At 71.5% G+C, this 14,490-nt stretch carries 16 protein-coding genes; 11 read left to right on the top strand and 5 right to left on the bottom strand.

From position 1 onward, the window contains the following. Positions 1–42 precede the first annotated feature (42 nt). Both ACGFWE_RS37950 and ACGFWE_RS37955 read left to right on the top strand, forming a co-directional pair. Positions 43–1,419, top strand: coding sequence for a M1 family metallopeptidase (locus tag ACGFWE_RS37950; protein ID WP_393604722.1), 1,377 nt, complete (start codon positions 43–45; stop codon positions 1,417–1,419). Then, positions 1,416–1,808, top strand: a complete 393-nt coding sequence (locus tag ACGFWE_RS37955; protein WP_352390935.1) for a YchJ family metal-binding protein — start codon at positions 1,416–1,418, stop codon at positions 1,806–1,808. The genes ACGFWE_RS37950 and ACGFWE_RS37955 overlap by 4 nt, the downstream gene beginning before the upstream one ends. Position 1,809: 1 nt before the next feature. Here the strand turns inward: ACGFWE_RS37955 and ACGFWE_RS37960 are convergent, their stop codons facing one another. After that, the gene (locus tag ACGFWE_RS37960) at positions 1,810–2,511 is read right to left on the bottom strand and encodes an FCD domain-containing protein (RefSeq protein WP_352390934.1); all 702 of its coding nucleotides are present in this window, start codon (positions 2,509–2,511) and stop codon (positions 1,810–1,812) included. Positions 2,512–2,656: 145 nt separating this feature from the next. Here ACGFWE_RS37960 and ACGFWE_RS37965 point away from each other — a divergent pair, with 145 nt between their 5' ends. Both ACGFWE_RS37965 and ACGFWE_RS37970 read left to right on the top strand, forming a co-directional pair. Next, complete coding sequence (locus ACGFWE_RS37965) at positions 2,657–3,163, top strand: gluconokinase (RefSeq protein WP_352390933.1); 507 nt, start codon at positions 2,657–2,659, stop codon at positions 3,161–3,163. Between the two features lie 56 nt (positions 3,164–3,219). Continuing rightward, complete coding sequence (locus ACGFWE_RS37970) at positions 3,220–4,617, top strand: gluconate:H+ symporter (protein ID WP_352390932.1); 1,398 nt, start codon at positions 3,220–3,222, stop codon at positions 4,615–4,617. Between the two features lie 31 nt (positions 4,618–4,648). Here ACGFWE_RS37970 and ACGFWE_RS37975 read toward each other — a convergent pair whose 3' ends face one another. The 4 genes from ACGFWE_RS37975 to ACGFWE_RS37990 all read right to left on the bottom strand — a co-directional run bounded on the left by ACGFWE_RS37975 (position 4,649) and on the right by ACGFWE_RS37990 (position 8,626). Beyond that, complete coding sequence (locus ACGFWE_RS37975) at positions 4,649–5,269, bottom strand: cytochrome b/b6 domain-containing protein (RefSeq protein ID WP_393604725.1); 621 nt, start codon at positions 5,267–5,269, stop codon at positions 4,649–4,651. Then, positions 5,253–5,981, bottom strand: a complete 729-nt coding sequence (locus tag ACGFWE_RS37980; RefSeq protein ID WP_352390930.1) for a molybdopterin-dependent oxidoreductase — start codon at positions 5,979–5,981, stop codon at positions 5,253–5,255. Before ACGFWE_RS37980 ends, ACGFWE_RS37975 begins: the two co-directional genes overlap by 17 nt. 132 nt (positions 5,982–6,113) lie before the next feature. Continuing rightward, a complete protein-coding gene (locus ACGFWE_RS37985; protein ID WP_393604727.1) occupies positions 6,114–7,646 on the bottom strand; it encodes an APC family permease in 1,533 nt (510 codons plus the stop codon). 29 nt (positions 7,647–7,675) lie between these two features. Next, a complete protein-coding gene (locus ACGFWE_RS37990) occupies positions 7,676–8,626 on the bottom strand; it encodes a hypothetical protein (RefSeq protein ID WP_393604874.1) in 951 nt (316 codons plus the stop codon). Positions 8,627–9,171: 545 nt separating this feature from the next. On the opposite strand from ACGFWE_RS37990, the gene ACGFWE_RS37995 reads away from it, so the two are divergent. The 7 genes from ACGFWE_RS37995 (at position 9,172) to ACGFWE_RS38025 (ending at position 14,482) form a co-directional block, all read left to right on the top strand. Continuing rightward, complete coding sequence (locus ACGFWE_RS37995) at positions 9,172–10,065, top strand: DMT family transporter (RefSeq protein WP_352390928.1); 894 nt, start codon at positions 9,172–9,174, stop codon at positions 10,063–10,065. 259 nt (positions 10,066–10,324) lie between these two features. Then, positions 10,325–10,840, top strand: coding sequence for an NUDIX domain-containing protein (locus ACGFWE_RS38000; RefSeq protein ID WP_352390927.1), 516 nt, complete (start codon positions 10,325–10,327; stop codon positions 10,838–10,840). A gap of 50 nt (positions 10,841–10,890) precedes the next feature. Beyond that, on the top strand, positions 10,891–11,283 hold the full coding sequence (locus ACGFWE_RS38005) for a YidH family protein (RefSeq protein WP_393604730.1): 393 nt from the start codon (positions 10,891–10,893) through the stop codon (positions 11,281–11,283). Continuing rightward, complete coding sequence (locus ACGFWE_RS38010; protein ID WP_352390925.1) at positions 11,280–11,603, top strand: DUF202 domain-containing protein; 324 nt, start codon at positions 11,280–11,282, stop codon at positions 11,601–11,603. The genes ACGFWE_RS38005 and ACGFWE_RS38010 overlap by 4 nt, the downstream gene beginning before the upstream one ends. A gap of 143 nt (positions 11,604–11,746) precedes the next feature. Continuing rightward, complete coding sequence (locus ACGFWE_RS38015) at positions 11,747–12,043, top strand: hypothetical protein (protein ID WP_352390924.1); 297 nt, start codon at positions 11,747–11,749, stop codon at positions 12,041–12,043. A 184-nt stretch (positions 12,044–12,227) separates the two neighbouring features. After that, entirely contained in the window at positions 12,228–13,262 is a 1,035-nt protein-coding gene (locus tag ACGFWE_RS38020; RefSeq protein ID WP_393604732.1) for a phosphotransferase family protein, read from the top strand. Positions 13,263–13,267: 5 nt separating this feature from the next. Beyond that, entirely contained in the window at positions 13,268–14,482 is a 1,215-nt protein-coding gene (locus tag ACGFWE_RS38025) for an acyl-CoA dehydrogenase (RefSeq protein WP_393604734.1), read from the top strand. Positions 14,483–14,490: the final 8 nt, after the last annotated feature.

Here is a 14,490-nt window from a genome sequence, read left to right on the forward strand (position 1 = left end):
GCGAATCCGAGCGGCAACGCAGCGCAGGGAGCAGAAGCGGCAGTGGCAGTTCAGCAGGCGGCGGGTCCGGACCCGTACTTCCCGGACCACGGTGACGCCCGGTACCGGGTGCACCGCTACGAGCTCGCGCTGGACTACCGCCCCGCCCCGAACCGGCTGGCCGGGAGCGCCCGGATCAACGCCATAGCGGGGCGCTCGCCGCTCCCGGAGTTCATGCTCAACCTCTCCGACTTCAAGATCGGGCGGGTGCGGGTGGACGGCCGTCCCGCGCACTACACGCACCGGGGCGGGAAGCTGCGGGTGCGGCCCGCGAAGCCGGTGCGGTCCGGGGCCGCGTTCACGGTCGAGGTGCACTGGTCGGGCAACCCCAAGCCGGTCGGCAGCCCTTGGGGCGGGCTCGGCTGGGAGGAGCTGGAGGACGGGGCGCTGGTGGCGAGCCAGCCGATCGGGGCGCCGTCCTGGTACCCGTGCAACGACCGGCCCGCGGACAAGGCGTCGTACCAGATCTCGATCACCACGCCCTCCGCCTACGCGGTCGTGGCGGGCGGCCGGCTGCTGACCCGTACGGCGAAGGCGTCCACGACGACCTGGGTGTACGAGCAGGCCGCGCCCACCTCCAGCTATCTCGTCGGGCTGTCGATCGGCAAGTACCAGACGGTGCTGCTCGGCGACCCGGGTCCGGGCGGGGTGCCGCAGCACGGGCACATCCCGGCGCATCTGCTGCCGGAGTTCTCGCGGGACTTCGCGCGGCAGCCGCAGATGATGGAGCTGTTCCAGGAGCTGTTCGGGCCGTATCCGTTCGACGAGTACGCCGTCGTCGTCACGGAGGAGGAGCTCGATGTGCCCGTGGAGGCGCAGGGGTTGTCGCTGTTCGGCGCCAACCACGTGGACGGCGCCCGGGGTTGGGAGCGGCTGGTCGCGCACGAGCTGGCGCACCAGTGGTTCGGCAACAGCGTGTCCATCGCGGACTGGCGGCACATCTGGCTGAACGAGGGGTTCGCCAAGTATGCCGAGTGGCTGTGGTCGGAGCGCTCGGGGGGCCGTACGGCACAGCAACTGGCGGCCGCGGCACACCGGTTGCTGTCCTCGCTCCCCCAGGACCTGCGGCTGGCCGACCCGGGCCGCAAGTCGATGTTCGACGACCGGCTCTACGAGCGGGGCGGGCTCACCGTGCACGCGGTGCGCTGTGCGATGGGCGACGAGGCGTTCTTCCGGATGCTGCGCGGCTGGGCGGGGCTGCACCGGGGCGGGGCCGTGACCACCTCGACGTTCACCGCCCATGTGAACCGGTTCGCGGAGGAGCCGCTGGACGGACTGTTCGACGCGTGGGTGTACGGCACGGCGCTGCCGCCGTTGCCTACGGTGATACCGGCACGGCCGGCGCATCCGCCCACCAACTCCGGCACGGTGCAGCCGTGACCCGGCGCGCCTCCCGGCAACGGCCGCACTGCCCTTGCGGCCTCGAGGAGACGTACGACAACTGCTGCGGCCGCTTCCACCGGGGTGAGTCGGCGGCGCCCACCGCCGAGGCGCTCATGCGGTCGCGCTACAGCGCCTTCGTGAAGCGGGAGCGGGACTACCTGCTGCGCACCTGGCACCCACGGACGCGGCCCGCTTCACTGGACCTCGACGCGGGCATGCGCTGGACCGGCCTGGAGATCCTCGGCACGGGGGACGGCTCGGCGTTCCACAGCGCGGGCACCGTGACGTTCCGCGCCTCCTTCAGGGGTGGTTCGCTGCACGAGCGCAGCCGTTTCGAGCGCGTCGACGGAGCCTGGGTGTACGTCGACGGGGAGTTCCTCGACTGATCTACGGCGCGAGGATGTCCAGCTCCTGGAGCGCGCCCTCCGCGATCTCGCGGGTCAGCGCCTCCGCGTGGCCCGCGTCGCCCGCGCGGATCGCCTCGGCGAGCCGGACATGGAGGGTGACGGCGGCGGGGTCGGGGTCCTCGAACATGACCTCGTGGCGGGTGCGGCCCGTGAGGACCTCGGCGACCACGTCACCGAGGCGGGCGAACATCTCGTTGCCGGACGCGTTGAGGATCACCCGGTGGAAGGCGATGTCGTGGAAGAGGTAGCCCTCCAGCCGGTGGCCCTTGGAGTTGGCGACCATGCCGAGCGCGCACTCGGTGAGTTCGGCGCACTGCTCGGCGGTCGCGTGTTTCGCGGCGAGGGCCGCCGCCACCGGCTCGATCGCCGAGCGCAGCACGGTCAGTGAGCGCAGTTGCTGCGGGCGGTCGGCGCCGGCCAGCCGCCAGCGGATGACCTGGGGGTCGTACACGTTCCACTCGGCCTTCGGACGCACCGTCACGCCCACACGGCGGCGGGACTCGACCAGGTGCATGGACTCCAGGACCCGGACCGCCTCGCGCATCACCGAGCGTGAGACGTCGAAACGCTGCGCGAGCTCGTCGGTGCGCAGAACGCTGCCGGGCGGGTACTCGCCCGCGGTGATCGCCGGTCCGAGGGCCTCCAGTACGCGTCCGTGCAGCCCCCGGCCCAATGTGCTCATGCACTCAGAGTACGGGGCACGTCACACCAAGAAAAAGTCAGACTTAATCGTCACAGGGTCTTGAATTAGTCCTACCTAATCGGTTTCAGTTGCTCGCATCAACGCATCCAAGGTGTCGACGAAGACAGCGGACAGTGAGGCAGTGATGAGTACCCCGAAGGTCGTCGTGGTCATGGGCGTCGCGGGCACCGGGAAGACCACGATCGGTCCCCTGCTCGCGGCCAGGCTCGGCGTCCCGTACGCCGAGGGTGACGACTTCCACCCGCCGGCCAACATCGCCAAGATGTCGGCCGGCACCCCCCTCACCGACGACGACCGGTGGCCGTGGCTGGACGCCATCGGCTCCTGGGCGCACGGGCGGGCGGGGCTCGGCGGGGTGGTCAGCTGCTCGGCGCTGAAGCGGTCGTACCGGGACCGGCTGCGGGCCGAGGCGCCCGGGGTCGTCTTCGTGCACCTGGCGGGCGACCGCTCGGTCATCGAGGGCCGGATGTCGCACCGGCAGGGGCACTTCATGCCCACCACCCTGCTGGACTCGCAGTTCGCCACGCTCCAGCCCCTCCAGGAGGACGAGGCCGGGGTCGTGGTGGACGTCTCCGGCAGCCCGGAGGAGATCACCGGGCGGGCCGCGAAGGCGCTCGCCGAGCTCCCGTAACACCCCTTTTCATCCCCCTTCCCGAAGACATCCCCCGTACCTGCAAGGGAACCCCCGTGACCAGACTCAGCGTCGAGATGCTGGCAGCGGACGCACCGGAGCCGATCACCTCGGCCGGTCACGCTCAGCTGGGCATCGCCGTCCTGGTGGGCATCGCCGTCATCGTGCTGCTCATCACCAAGTTCAAGCTCCACGCGTTCCTGGCGCTGACCCTGGGCACGCTCGTGCTCGGCGCGGTCGCCGGGGCACCGCTCGACAAGGCCATCACCAGCTTCACCACCGGGCTCGGCACCACGGTCGCCGGCGTCGGCGTACTGATCGCCCTCGGCGCGATCCTCGGCAAGATGCTCGCCGACTCGGGCGGCGCCGACCAGATCGTCGACACGATCCTCGCGAAGGCGGGCGGCCGTTCGATGCCGTGGGCGATGGTCCTGATCGCGTCCGTGATCGGTCTGCCGCTGTTCTTCGAGGTCGGCGTCGTGCTGCTGATCCCGGTCGTGCTGATGGTCGCCAAGCGCGGCAACTACTCCCTGATGCGCATCGGCATCCCGGCCCTCGCCGGCCTGTCCGTGATGCACGGTCTGGTCCCGCCCCACCCGGGCCCACTGGTGGCGATCGACGCGGTGCAGGCCAACCTCGGTGTGACCCTCGCGCTCGGTGTGCTGATCGCCATCCCGACGGTGATCGTCGCCGGTCCGCTCTTCTCGAAGGTCGCGGCCCGCTGGGTGGACGTGCCGGCGCCCGACCGGATGGTCCCGCAGCGTGCCTCGGAGGACTTGGAGAAGCGCCCGGGCTTCGGTGCCACCCTCGCCACGATCCTCCTCCCGGTCGTCCTGATGCTGTCCAAGGCGCTGGTCGACGTCGTGATCGATGACCCCGACCACACCGCGCAGCGCGTCTTCGACGTCATCGGCTCCCCGCTGATCGCCCTGCTGGTCTCGGTGCTCGTGGGCATCTTCACGCTGCTGCGCCCCGCCGGGTTCGGCAAGGAGCGCCTCACCCCGCTCGTCGAGAAGGGCCTCGCGCCCATCGCCGGCATCCTGCTGATCGTCGGCGCGGGCGGCGGCTTCAAACAGACCCTGATCGACTCCGGTGTGGGACAGATGATCCTGGAGATATCCGAGGACTGGTCGATCCCGGCCCTGCTGCTGGCCTGGCTGATCGCGGTGGCGATCCGCCTGGCGACGGGCTCCGCGACGGTGGCCACGGTCTCCGCGGCCGGCCTGGTCGCGCCGCTCGCCGCGAACATGTCGACGACCCACACGGCCCTGCTCGTCCTCGCCATCGGCGCCGGCTCGCTCTTCTTCAGCCATGTCAACGACGCCGGGTTCTGGCTGGTCAAGGAGTACTTCGGCCTCAGCGTCGGCCAGACCATCAAGACCTGGTCGATCATGGAGACGATCATCTCGGTGGTCGCGGGCGGTCTGGTCCTGCTCCTCTCGCTGATCATCTAGGCGTACGGCGGCTGCGGCGCCCCCTGTCGGCCTACGGCCGCCACAGGGGGTGTTCGCGTTCCGCCCACTCCCGGCTCACCGACCCCGTCCGCAGCCCCCGCCGGGCCTCGGGGTCGCCGAGGGCCATGCCGATGTGGCCCGCGAGGACGACGCCGATGGTGAGGGCCAGCCAGTCGTGGACGAAGGTCGCGCCGGTGCGCCACTGGATCGGGGCGAGGTGGGTGAACCACATCAGCAGACCGGTGCCCAGCATGACCAGGCTCGCCCCCGCGATCCAGGCGGCGTAGACCTTCTGGCCCGCGTTGAACTTGCCCGCCGGACGGGATGCCCGGCGTTTGTCGCGGTGCAACGCGGCCCGCAGCCAGACCCGGTCGTGCGGGCCGAAGCGGTTCAGGAAGCCCAGGTCGGCGCGGAGGGCGCGGGAGGCCAGGCCCAGGAGGACCGGGAGCGGCAACGCCAGGCCCGCCCATTCGTGCACCCGGACCACCAGCTCACGGCGGCCGACGAGTTCGGCGAACTGGGGGATGTACAGAAAGGCCGCCGTCACCACGCACACGCCCATCAGCGCGGCGGTCGCGCGGTGGACCCACTTCTGGCTGCGGCCGAAGCGCCGGACGCGTGTCTGCGAGGGCGCGTCAACTCGTAGGGTCATCGTCCCGCCCGTTCGATCGGCCCACCCAGGCGTCCACGTCGTAGCCCCGGTCCTCCCAGTAACCCGGCTCCACGTCCTCGGTGACGGTGATGCCGGACAGCCACTTGGCCGACTTGTAGAAGTACATCGGCGCGACGTAGAGGCGGACCGGGCCGCCGTGGGTGTGGCCGATGTCCTTGTCCTGCATGCGCAGGGCGACCAGGACGTCCGGGCGGCGGGCCTGGTCGAGGGTGAGGCTCTCGGAGTACGCCCCGTCGAAGCAGGTGAAGCGGACGGCGCCCGCCTTGGCGGTCACACCGGCGGCGTCCAGGAGCGCGGAGAGCCGTACGCCTTCGAAGGGCGTGTCCGGGACCCGCCAGCCCGTCACGCACTGCACGTCCTTGACCAGCCGGGTCTGGGGCATGGCCCGCAGATCGGTCAGGGTGTACGTCCGCGGGCGCGAGACCAGCCCGTCGATCTTGAGCTGGTAGTTCTCGGTGTTCTTGTGCGGCACCGACGACGTCACCGAGTAGTAGCGGAAGCCGCCGCCGTTGGGGAGCAGGCCCGTCAGACCGGTGGGGTCCTTGTCGGCGGCGCTGCCGAGGAAGGCCTCCAGACCGCGTTGCAGGGTGGGCGCGGCGACCACGCCGAGCGCGCCCAGGCCGAGGGTGCCGAGGAGGACACGGCGGCCGATGGGCGTACCGCGCTGCTCCTCGGGCTGTTCGGAGTTCACCTACTCATTCGAACACCCGCGAGGCCTGCGGGACCAGGACTCGCGGGTGCTCGTCAGACTTCCGTAACCACTTCTCACCCGGATCTCAGCGAGCATCCGGTGCGTGGAGGCCTGTGCGGAGGGTGCGCGGGGTTACGACGTCTCCCCGGCCGCCTTCTCCAGCTGGAACGCCTCGTTGCCGAGCCCGATGCGGGCGTGCGCCTCGGGCCTGCGGGCCCTCAGGAGCAGTCCCTGGGCCACGCCCACCAGCAGGGCCAGCCCGATGATGCCGGGCAGCACCCAGCTCAGCGAGGACCCCGGGCCCGCGCCGACCAGGACGTCGAAGTCCTTCACGGTGTACACGGCGATCACCAGCAGGGCGATCCCCGCCAGGGCCGAGGTGACCAGCCGCCAGGCCTGGGCGCCGGCCGCGCCGCGCCGGACGAAGAAGACGATGACGGACGCGGAGGCCGCCGCCATCAGCACGATGACGCCGAGGGAGCCGATGTTGCCGAACCAGGTGAACAGGTGCAGGACCGGCACGGTCGGGTCGCCGGTGGGCTTGTCGTCGGCGATCGCGAAGACGGCCACGACCACCACGGACACGGCGGTCTGGAGCAGCGAGCCGGTGCCGGGCGCGCCGCTCGCGCTGTTGGTACGGCCGAAGGCGGCGGGCAGCAGGCCCTCGCGGCCCATCGCGAAGGCGTAGCGGGCGACGACGTTGTGGAAGCTGAGCATGGCCGCGAACATGCCGGTCACGAACAGGACGTGCAGGATGTCCGTGAAGGTGCCGCCGAGGCGGGACTCGGTGAGCCCGAAGAGCAGTCCGGCGCTCTGCTTCTGGGACTCGGAGACGATCGCCGAGGGTCCGGTGGCGACGGTGAGGGCCCAGCTGCTGAGCGCGAAGAACATGGCGACGCCGCCGACGGCAAGGAACATCACGCGCGGCACCAGGATGTGCGGGCGGCTGGTCTCCTCGGCGTACACGGGTGCCTGCTCGAAGCCGAGGAAGGCGGCGATGCAGAAGCACAGGGCGGTGCCGACGCCGGCGCCGCTGAGGGTGTCCGGGTTGAAGGCGTGCAGGGACAGGCCCTGGGCCGCGGGGTCGGCGACGGCGGCGATGTCGAAGATGACGACCAGGGCGACCTCGACGATCAGCAGAACACCGAGCACGCGCGCGTTGACGTCGATCTTGAGCCAGCCGAGCGCGCCGACGACCAGGGCGGCCACCAGCGCGGGTATCCACCAGGCCACGGACAGGTCGGTGTAGGTGGCGAACAGCCCGGAGACCTCGAAGCCGAAGATGCCGTAGATGCCGACCTGGAGCGCGTTGTAGGCGACCAGGGCGACGAGGGCCGCGCTCGCCCCGGCCGTGCCGCCGAGGCCGCGGGAGATGTAGGCGTAGAAGGCTCCGGCGTTGTGGACGTGCCGGCTCATCTCGGCGTAGCCGACGCTGAACAGGACGAGGACCACGCCGAGGACGACGTAGAGAAGGGGCTGGCCGACGATCCCCATCACCGCGAATGTGGTGGGCATGACACCTGCGACGACCATGAGGGGCGCGGTCGCCGCGAGGACGGAGAGCAGCAGGCCCCCGGTGCCGAGGCGGCCGGCGCGCAGGGCGCGGTCCTGCCCCTTGAACGTACTGATGCCTGGTCTGCTCTTGCTGGAACTCTCGGTGGTCATGGGGACCGTCCTTCTGGGGTTCGGGGGTGTCACACCGTGCCGAGCGCGTGGTCGCGGGCGGCACGGAAGGCGGAGTACGGCTCGCGGTCCGGATAGGACCAGGGGGCCGGGGTGGGGCGTTCGCCGATGCGGTGGAAGAGGGCGGCGGCCTCGGCGCTGCGGCCCTCGCAGACCTTCGCGTGGGCGAGGAAGTTGAGGTCGACCAGGCGGCGGGGGTGGCCCTCGTGCTCCCATTCCAGCCACCAGTCGAAGGCCGCCTTCATCACCTGCCGGGCCCGGCGTCCGGTCCAGTGCGCGGAGGCGGCGGGGTCGGGCGGCTCGTGGCCCGCGGCGGCCAGGGCGCGGTAGCGCTCGGCGTGCGCGATGACCGGCAGGATCGCCAGGGGTGAGTCGGCGGGGGCCTGCTCGGCGGCCCAGTTCGCGAAGTCGTAGACCTCGTGCAGCGGGTCTGTGCCCGTCTCGGCACGGCGCTCGGCGAGCCGGGCGACCATCAGATGGTGGGCGTGGTGGTGGTCGGCGTACCGCTGCCGGATCTCGCCGAAGACGTCGGCGACCTCGTCCGCCGCCCCGAGGTCGCGCTCCAGCAGGAGCAGGCCGAGCCAGGGGGTGGGGTCGGCGGGCGCGAGCCGGGCCGCGGTCCGGCAGGCCTCGCGGGCCGTGGCGGGCTTCCCCTTGCCCCGCCGGACGCGCTGGACCAGGGCAAGGGCGAGCAGTACGGCGGCGTCGGCGGCGTCCGGCTCGGCCACCAGCCAGTCCCTGGCCCAGGCCTCGGTGTACGGCTCGGCGGCGAGCACCGTGACCCGGTGGCCCCGCCGGTCCCAGTCGTCACCCGTCCGGGTGAGCAGCGCCCGGACCGCCTGCCACCTGCCCTGCGCCAACGCGGCGCGTGCGTCGATGAGTTCGGCGTCGTCGAGGGCCGCGTCGAAGGCCTGGGAGGCGCGTTTCCGACTGCGGCCGAAGGGGGGTGGGGGCGGGGACACCGTGTGGGTCTTCCTCACGGAAGGTGGGGCGTGGCGGGGGGTGCGTGGGGCGGGTGCAGGTGGGGCGGGGCGGGCATCTGGGCGGGGCGTCTGTCTGGCAGAGGATGTGGTGGGCCGTGGGGTGGAGGAGATGCTGGTGGGGCGGAAGGGGGTGCCTGGGCGGAATGCGGGCAGGCTGACAGGCGATGTGGGCAGGTCCAGGGGGCCGATTCGCACCGCCATCGACTGATCACGCACAGCCAACCCTCCGCCAATGGTTTGCGTCAAGGGCCGAAGGCACGTTACACGCGTCAACTCTCCATACTTGAGAGGAAGTTGTGACGACGCGATGCTGGTGGGGCCGGGTCGAGGGCCGCCGCTGTGGCGTACGCCATGGCGTCCGCCTCCCCCGCACCGCACCATGACAGGACACCCGCCGCCGAGAATGGTTCGGTGGCCGAGTCGACGGCCCGAATCCGGGTACTCCCAGGGGCAAGCCGGACACTGGGACGCTAAAGTCGGCGACTACCACCCCGCCGCCCGGCCGGACGATCGAGGTACGCAGCGTGTCGGTTCTGGTTCTGACTCTCGCCGTGAGCGCTGCCTGTTGCCTGGGCTTCGGCTTCGTGCTCCAGCAGAACGCGGCCCGTCAGGCCCCGCTGAGCGACTTCCTCTCGCCCCGGCTGCTCCTCGACCTGGTGAAGGTGCCGCGCTGGCTCGGCGGCATCGGCCTGATGGTGGTCGGCATGGTCCTCGGCGCGATCGCGCTGGGCCAGGGCGAGGTCTCCCTGGTCGAACCCCTGCTCGCGACGAACCTCCTCTTCGCCCTGGCCCTCTCCCGCAAGCAGACGAAACAGCCGCTGGGCCGGCAGGGCTGGGCCGGGCTCGTACTGCTGGCGGGCGGGGTGAGCGCGTTCATCGTGGCGGGCGAGCCGCGCGGCGGTACGGCGGTGACCGACCCCTTCCGCCACTGGCTGATCATCGGCGTCATGGTCGGCCTCGCCCTGCTCCTCACGACCTACGCCAAGCGCTCCCGCCTCAGCTGGGGCCCGGTCCTGCTGGCCCTGGCGGCCGGACTGCTGTACGGCGTCCAGGACGCCCTCACCCGGGTCAGCGGCCAGCGCTTCTCCGAGGGCGGCCTCGCGGAGCTGCTGACCGGCTGGCAGCCGTACGCCGTGCTGGCCCTCGGTGTCACCGGGCTCGTCCTGGTGCAGAGCGCGTTCGAGACCGCGCCGCTGCGGATGTCGCTGCCCGCGCTGACGGCGGCCCAGCCGCTCGCGGGGATCGTGTGCGGGGTGGGCTTCCTGGGCGACCGGCTGCGCACCGACACCGCCGCGCTGACCTGGGAGGCGCTGGGGCTCGCGGCGGTCGTCGCGGGCATCGTCCTGCTGGGGATGCACCCCGCGATGCCCGCCGGAGCCTCCCAGTCGGAACCTACGCGTGACCTCCAGCCGAGCTGAGACACGCGCCGGCGGGGACGTGGGGCGCCGCGTGGATGCGGTCCCTGCGTGAGGTAGGTGCCTGCGTGGATGCGTGCGTCTGCTTGAGTCCGGGTTCCCGGCTGCAGTGTGGAGGCGGGCCTCTCCTCGGTGGCGGACCCCTGCCCGGGTGCGCCCCCGCAACGGTGCGTACCCCCGCATGAAGGCGCTCCCCGAGCCGGTGCGCCCCCGGCGTGCATGCCCACCCCCGCCCGGCTGCCGCCCTGCTTGGATGGGGGACATGAGCGCTGCTGACGAGATCCTCGACATCGTCGACGAGCACGACAACGTCGTCGCCCAGTCCCCGCGCGGCGAGGCCTACGTCAAAGGCCTGCGTCACCGCTGTGTCTTCATCCAGGCCAGGGACGCCGAGGGCCGCCTCTTCGTCCACCGTCGCACCCCGACCAAGCTGGTCTTCCCGTCCCTCTACGACATGTTCGTCGGCGGAGTGGTCGGCGCCGGCGAGGCCTACGACGACGCGGCCCTGCGCGAGGCCGAGGAGGAACTCGGCGTGAGCGGGCTGCCCCGCCCGGAGTTCCTCTTCAAGTTCCTCTACGACGACGGCGCCGGCCGGACCTGGTGGTCCGCGGTCTACGAGGTCCGCTGCGAGCTCCCGGTCAGCCCCCAGGTCGAGGAGGTCGCCTGGCACGACTTCCTGCCGGAGGACGAGGTGGAGCTGCGCCTGCGGGACTGGGAGTGGGTACCGGACGGGCTGGCGGCCTACGAGCGGCTCAAGGCGTACCGGTCGATGGGCTGAGCGGGGCCCGGACCACGTCACTCGGGAACCCTGCGGATAGGCTCGTGCGCGTGATCGATTTCGCACGGAACGTCCGCGTCTGGTTCGCCCCCGAGGAGGTTCGGCAGGAGGGCCGCACCCCCGACTACCGGTTCTCGCTGGCCAACGAACGCACCTTTCTGGCCTGGCTGCGCACCGCGCTCGCGCTGATCGGCGGCGGCTTCGCCGTGGACCAGTTCCTGCCGGACCTGCGCTGGGGCTGGCGGGCCGGACTGGCGCTCGCGCTGCTCGCGGCGGGCGTGCTGTGCTCGTTGCGGGCGGTCAACCACTGGGTGCGGTGCGAGCGGGCGATGCGCCGGGGCGAGGACCTGCCGGTGTCGCGGTTCCCGGCACTGCTGGGCCTGGTGGTCGCCGTGGTGGCCGTGGCCATGGTCGTGGTCGTGCTCACCGGGTGGGAGGGATGAGCGAGAGCGCCGCCGCGGAGCGCGACCCGGGACTCCAGCCCGAACGCACCCGGCTCGCCTGGCGCCGTACGACCCTCTCGGGCACCGTCGCCGCCGTACTCGCCGCGAAGACCGCCCTGCACGGCGGTCCGACCCCCGCCACACTCGTCGCCTGCGCCCTGTGCTGTGCCCTCTGGCTGGGCCTCCTCTCCCTCGCCCACCATCGCATCCGCACCCTGACCTCGTCGGACACCCCCGGGGCCCTCGCCCCGCGACACGCCACGGCGGCGGTCCTGTGCACGGTGGCCATGGCGGTGTGCGGGGCGGCGCTGGTCCTCTGAGCGGCTCGGCGCCCCATACCCGGGCCCGCCCGTACTCCCCCTGCGGGGTACCCGTTCGCCACGCAGGCCCGAATATCCGCATACGCACCTTTCGCGTGACAGCCTGTCCGACGTCATCGTCCGTCGCTTCGAAGGTGAGCACCATGACCACCCTCCACCACGAACACGCCTCGCACGCGCACACCCACGGCCCGGACTGCGGACACACCGAGGTGCCGCACGAGGACCACGTCGACTACGCGCACGACGGTCATCTGCACCGCGAGCACGAGGGCCACTGGGACGAGTGCGAATCCGGCGGACATGTCGCGCACGACGGTCACGAGCACCGGCACGGCCAGGACTGCGGACACGAGAGCGTCCTGCACGGCGACCACGTCGACTACGTCCACGACGGCCACCGGCACGCCGCCCACGAGGGGCACTGGGACGACCACTGACCTGACCGAGAAACACCGAGAACGCCGAGAACGCCGAGAAGCACCGCCGACGGCTCCCCGCCGCACCGACCGGGGAGCTGTCGGCCTATCGTGGGCCCGATCACGTTCCCCCCTCCCCCTGGACGACATACCGACCAGTCGGCATGATGGTCGGGACCCGTTCACGCGCGCGTAAGGAGCCCTGATGAGCCCCGACCATCCGCCAGGCCTCGATCTCGACCGGCTGCGCGGCCTCCTCGACCGCGAGCGGCCGGGCCTCGTGCAGGGCCCCCTGACCGGCCGGCTGATCGAGGGCGGACGGTCGAACCTCACGTACGCGGTGTCCGACGGCACCGCGAAGTGGGTCGTGCGACGGCCCCCGCTCGGCCATGTCCTGGCCACCGCGCACGACATGAAGCGCGAGCACCGGGTCATCAGCGCCCTGCATCCCACCAACGTGGCGGTGCCTGATCCGGTCCTGCTGTGCGAGGACGAGGAGGTGCTCGGCGCGCCCTTCTACGTCATGGAGTTCGTCGAGGGCACCCCGTACCGCACCGCCGACCAGCTCGCCCCCCTCGGGCCCGAGCGCACCCGCGACGCCGTGCTGTCCCTGGTCGACACCCTGGTCGAGCTGCACGCGGTGGATCCGGCGGAGGTCGGGCTCGCGGACTTCGGGCGCCCCGAGGGCTTCCTGGACCGCCAGCTGCGCCGCTGGGGCAAGCAGCTGGACGCCTCCCGCAACCGCGACCTGGACGGCATCGACGAGCTGCACGCGACCCTCGGCCGCCGTCTCCCGCAGTCCCCCACGGCCACGGTCGTGCACGGCGACTACCGGCTCGACAACGTCCTGATGGGCGACGACGACCGCATCAAGGCGATCCTCGACTGGGAGATGTCCACCCTCGGCGACCCGCTCACCGACCTGGGCCTGCTGGTGATGTACAGCCTGCCGCTGGGCATGTCCGACTCCCCGGTCTCCACGACGGCCGAGGCCCCGGGCCACCCGGATCCGGCCGAACTGGTCGCGCGGTACGCCGAGCGCTCCGGGCGGGACGTCTCGGCGGTGTCCTGGTACACGGCGTTCGCCTGGTTCAAGCTCGCGGTGATCCTGGAGGGCATCCACTACCGCTACACCCGGGGCCAGACGGTCGGCCGCGGTTTCGACCGCATCGGCGACCTCGTCCCGGTCTTCATCCAGCACGGTCTGACCACGCTTCACGACGGCATCCAGGAAGGCTGATCCGCATGGACTTCGCGTTCGACGCGCGCACCGAGGAGCTGCGCGCCAAGCTGCTCGCCTTCATGGACGAGTACGTCTACCCCGCCGAGGCCGTCGCGGAGGAGCAGCGCGCCCTGCTGGCCTCCCCGTGGGACACCCCGGCCGTGGTCGAGGAGCTCAAGGCCGAGGCCCGCCGCCAGGGCCTGTGGAACCTCTTCCTGCCCGACGCCGAGTACGGCGCCGGCCTCACCAACCTCCAGTACGCCCCGCTCGCCGAGATCACCGGCCGCTCCCCGCAGCTCGCGCCCACCGCGCTGAACTGCGCCGCGCCCGACACCGGCAACATGGAAGTGCTGAGCCAGTTCGGCGACGAGCAGCAGAAGAAGCAGTGGCTGGAGCCGCTGCTGGCCGGTGAGATCCGCTCGGCGTTCGCGATGACCGAGCCGGAGGTCGCGTCCGCCGACGCCACGAACATCACCACTCACATCGAGCGGGACGGTGACGAGTACGTCGTCACGGGCCGCAAGTGGTACATCTCCGGGGCGATGAACCCGGACTGCAAGATCTTCATCGTGATGGGCAAGACCGACCCGGACGGCGAGGACATCCGCCGCCAGCAGTCCATGATCCTGGTCCCCAGGGACACGCCGGGTGTCACGGTCAAGCGCGCGATGCAGGTCTTCGGCTACGAGGACCACTCCCACGGCGGCCACGCCGAAGTGATCTTCGACCACGCGCGCGTACCGGCCTCGAACCTGGTCGGCGAGGAGGGCGGCGGCTTCGCCATCGCCCAAGCCCGCCTCGGGCCGGGCCGGATCCACCACTGCATGCGGCTGATCGGCATGGCCGAGCGGGCGATCGAGCTGATGTGCAGGCGGGCCGTCTCCCGCACGGCCTTCGGCAAGGCGCTGGCCCAGCAGGGCGTGGTCCACAACTGGATCGCCGACGCGCGCGTGACCGTCGAACAGCTCCGCCTGCTGGTCCTGAAGACGGCCTGGCTGATGGACACGGTCGGCAACCGGGGCGCCCACACCGAGATCCAGTCCATCAAGATCGCCACGCCCCGCGCGGTCGTCGACATCATCGACCGGGCCATCCAGCTGCACGGCGCGGGCGGAGTCAGCCAGGACTTCCCGTTGGCCGAGCTGTACGCCGGCGCCCGCACCCTGATGATCGCGGACGGCCCGGACGAGGTGCACCAGCGCTCGCTCGCGCGCCGGGAGCTGAAGAAGTACCTCTAGGAGGCCCT

It is taken from the genome of Streptomyces sp. NPDC048523, from assembly GCF_043199815.1.
Taxonomy (GTDB): domain Bacteria; phylum Actinomycetota; class Actinomycetes; order Streptomycetales; family Streptomycetaceae; genus Streptomyces.

Coding starts and splice junctions, on each gene's coding strand:
- ACGFWE_RS37975 (WP_393604725.1), bottom strand. CDS start 5,269: ATGACCCTACGAGTTGACGCGCCCTCGCAGACACGCGTCCGGCGCTTC.
- ACGFWE_RS38025 (WP_393604734.1), top strand. CDS start 13,268: ATGGACTTCGCGTTCGACGCGCGCACCGAGGAGCTGCGCGCCAAGCTG.
- ACGFWE_RS37965 (WP_352390933.1), top strand. CDS start 2,657: ATGAGTACCCCGAAGGTCGTCGTGGTCATGGGCGTCGCGGGCACCGGG.
- ACGFWE_RS38015 (WP_352390924.1), top strand. CDS start 11,747: ATGACCACCCTCCACCACGAACACGCCTCGCACGCGCACACCCACGGC.
- ACGFWE_RS37985 (WP_393604727.1), bottom strand. CDS start 7,646: ATGACCACCGAGAGTTCCAGCAAGAGCAGACCAGGCATCAGTACGTTC.
- ACGFWE_RS38010 (WP_352390925.1), top strand. CDS start 11,280: ATGAGCGAGAGCGCCGCCGCGGAGCGCGACCCGGGACTCCAGCCCGAA.
- ACGFWE_RS37960 (WP_352390934.1), bottom strand. CDS start 2,511: ATGAGCACATTGGGCCGGGGGCTGCACGGACGCGTACTGGAGGCCCTC.
- ACGFWE_RS38020 (WP_393604732.1), top strand. CDS start 12,228: ATGAGCCCCGACCATCCGCCAGGCCTCGATCTCGACCGGCTGCGCGGC.
- ACGFWE_RS38000 (WP_352390927.1), top strand. CDS start 10,325: ATGAGCGCTGCTGACGAGATCCTCGACATCGTCGACGAGCACGACAAC.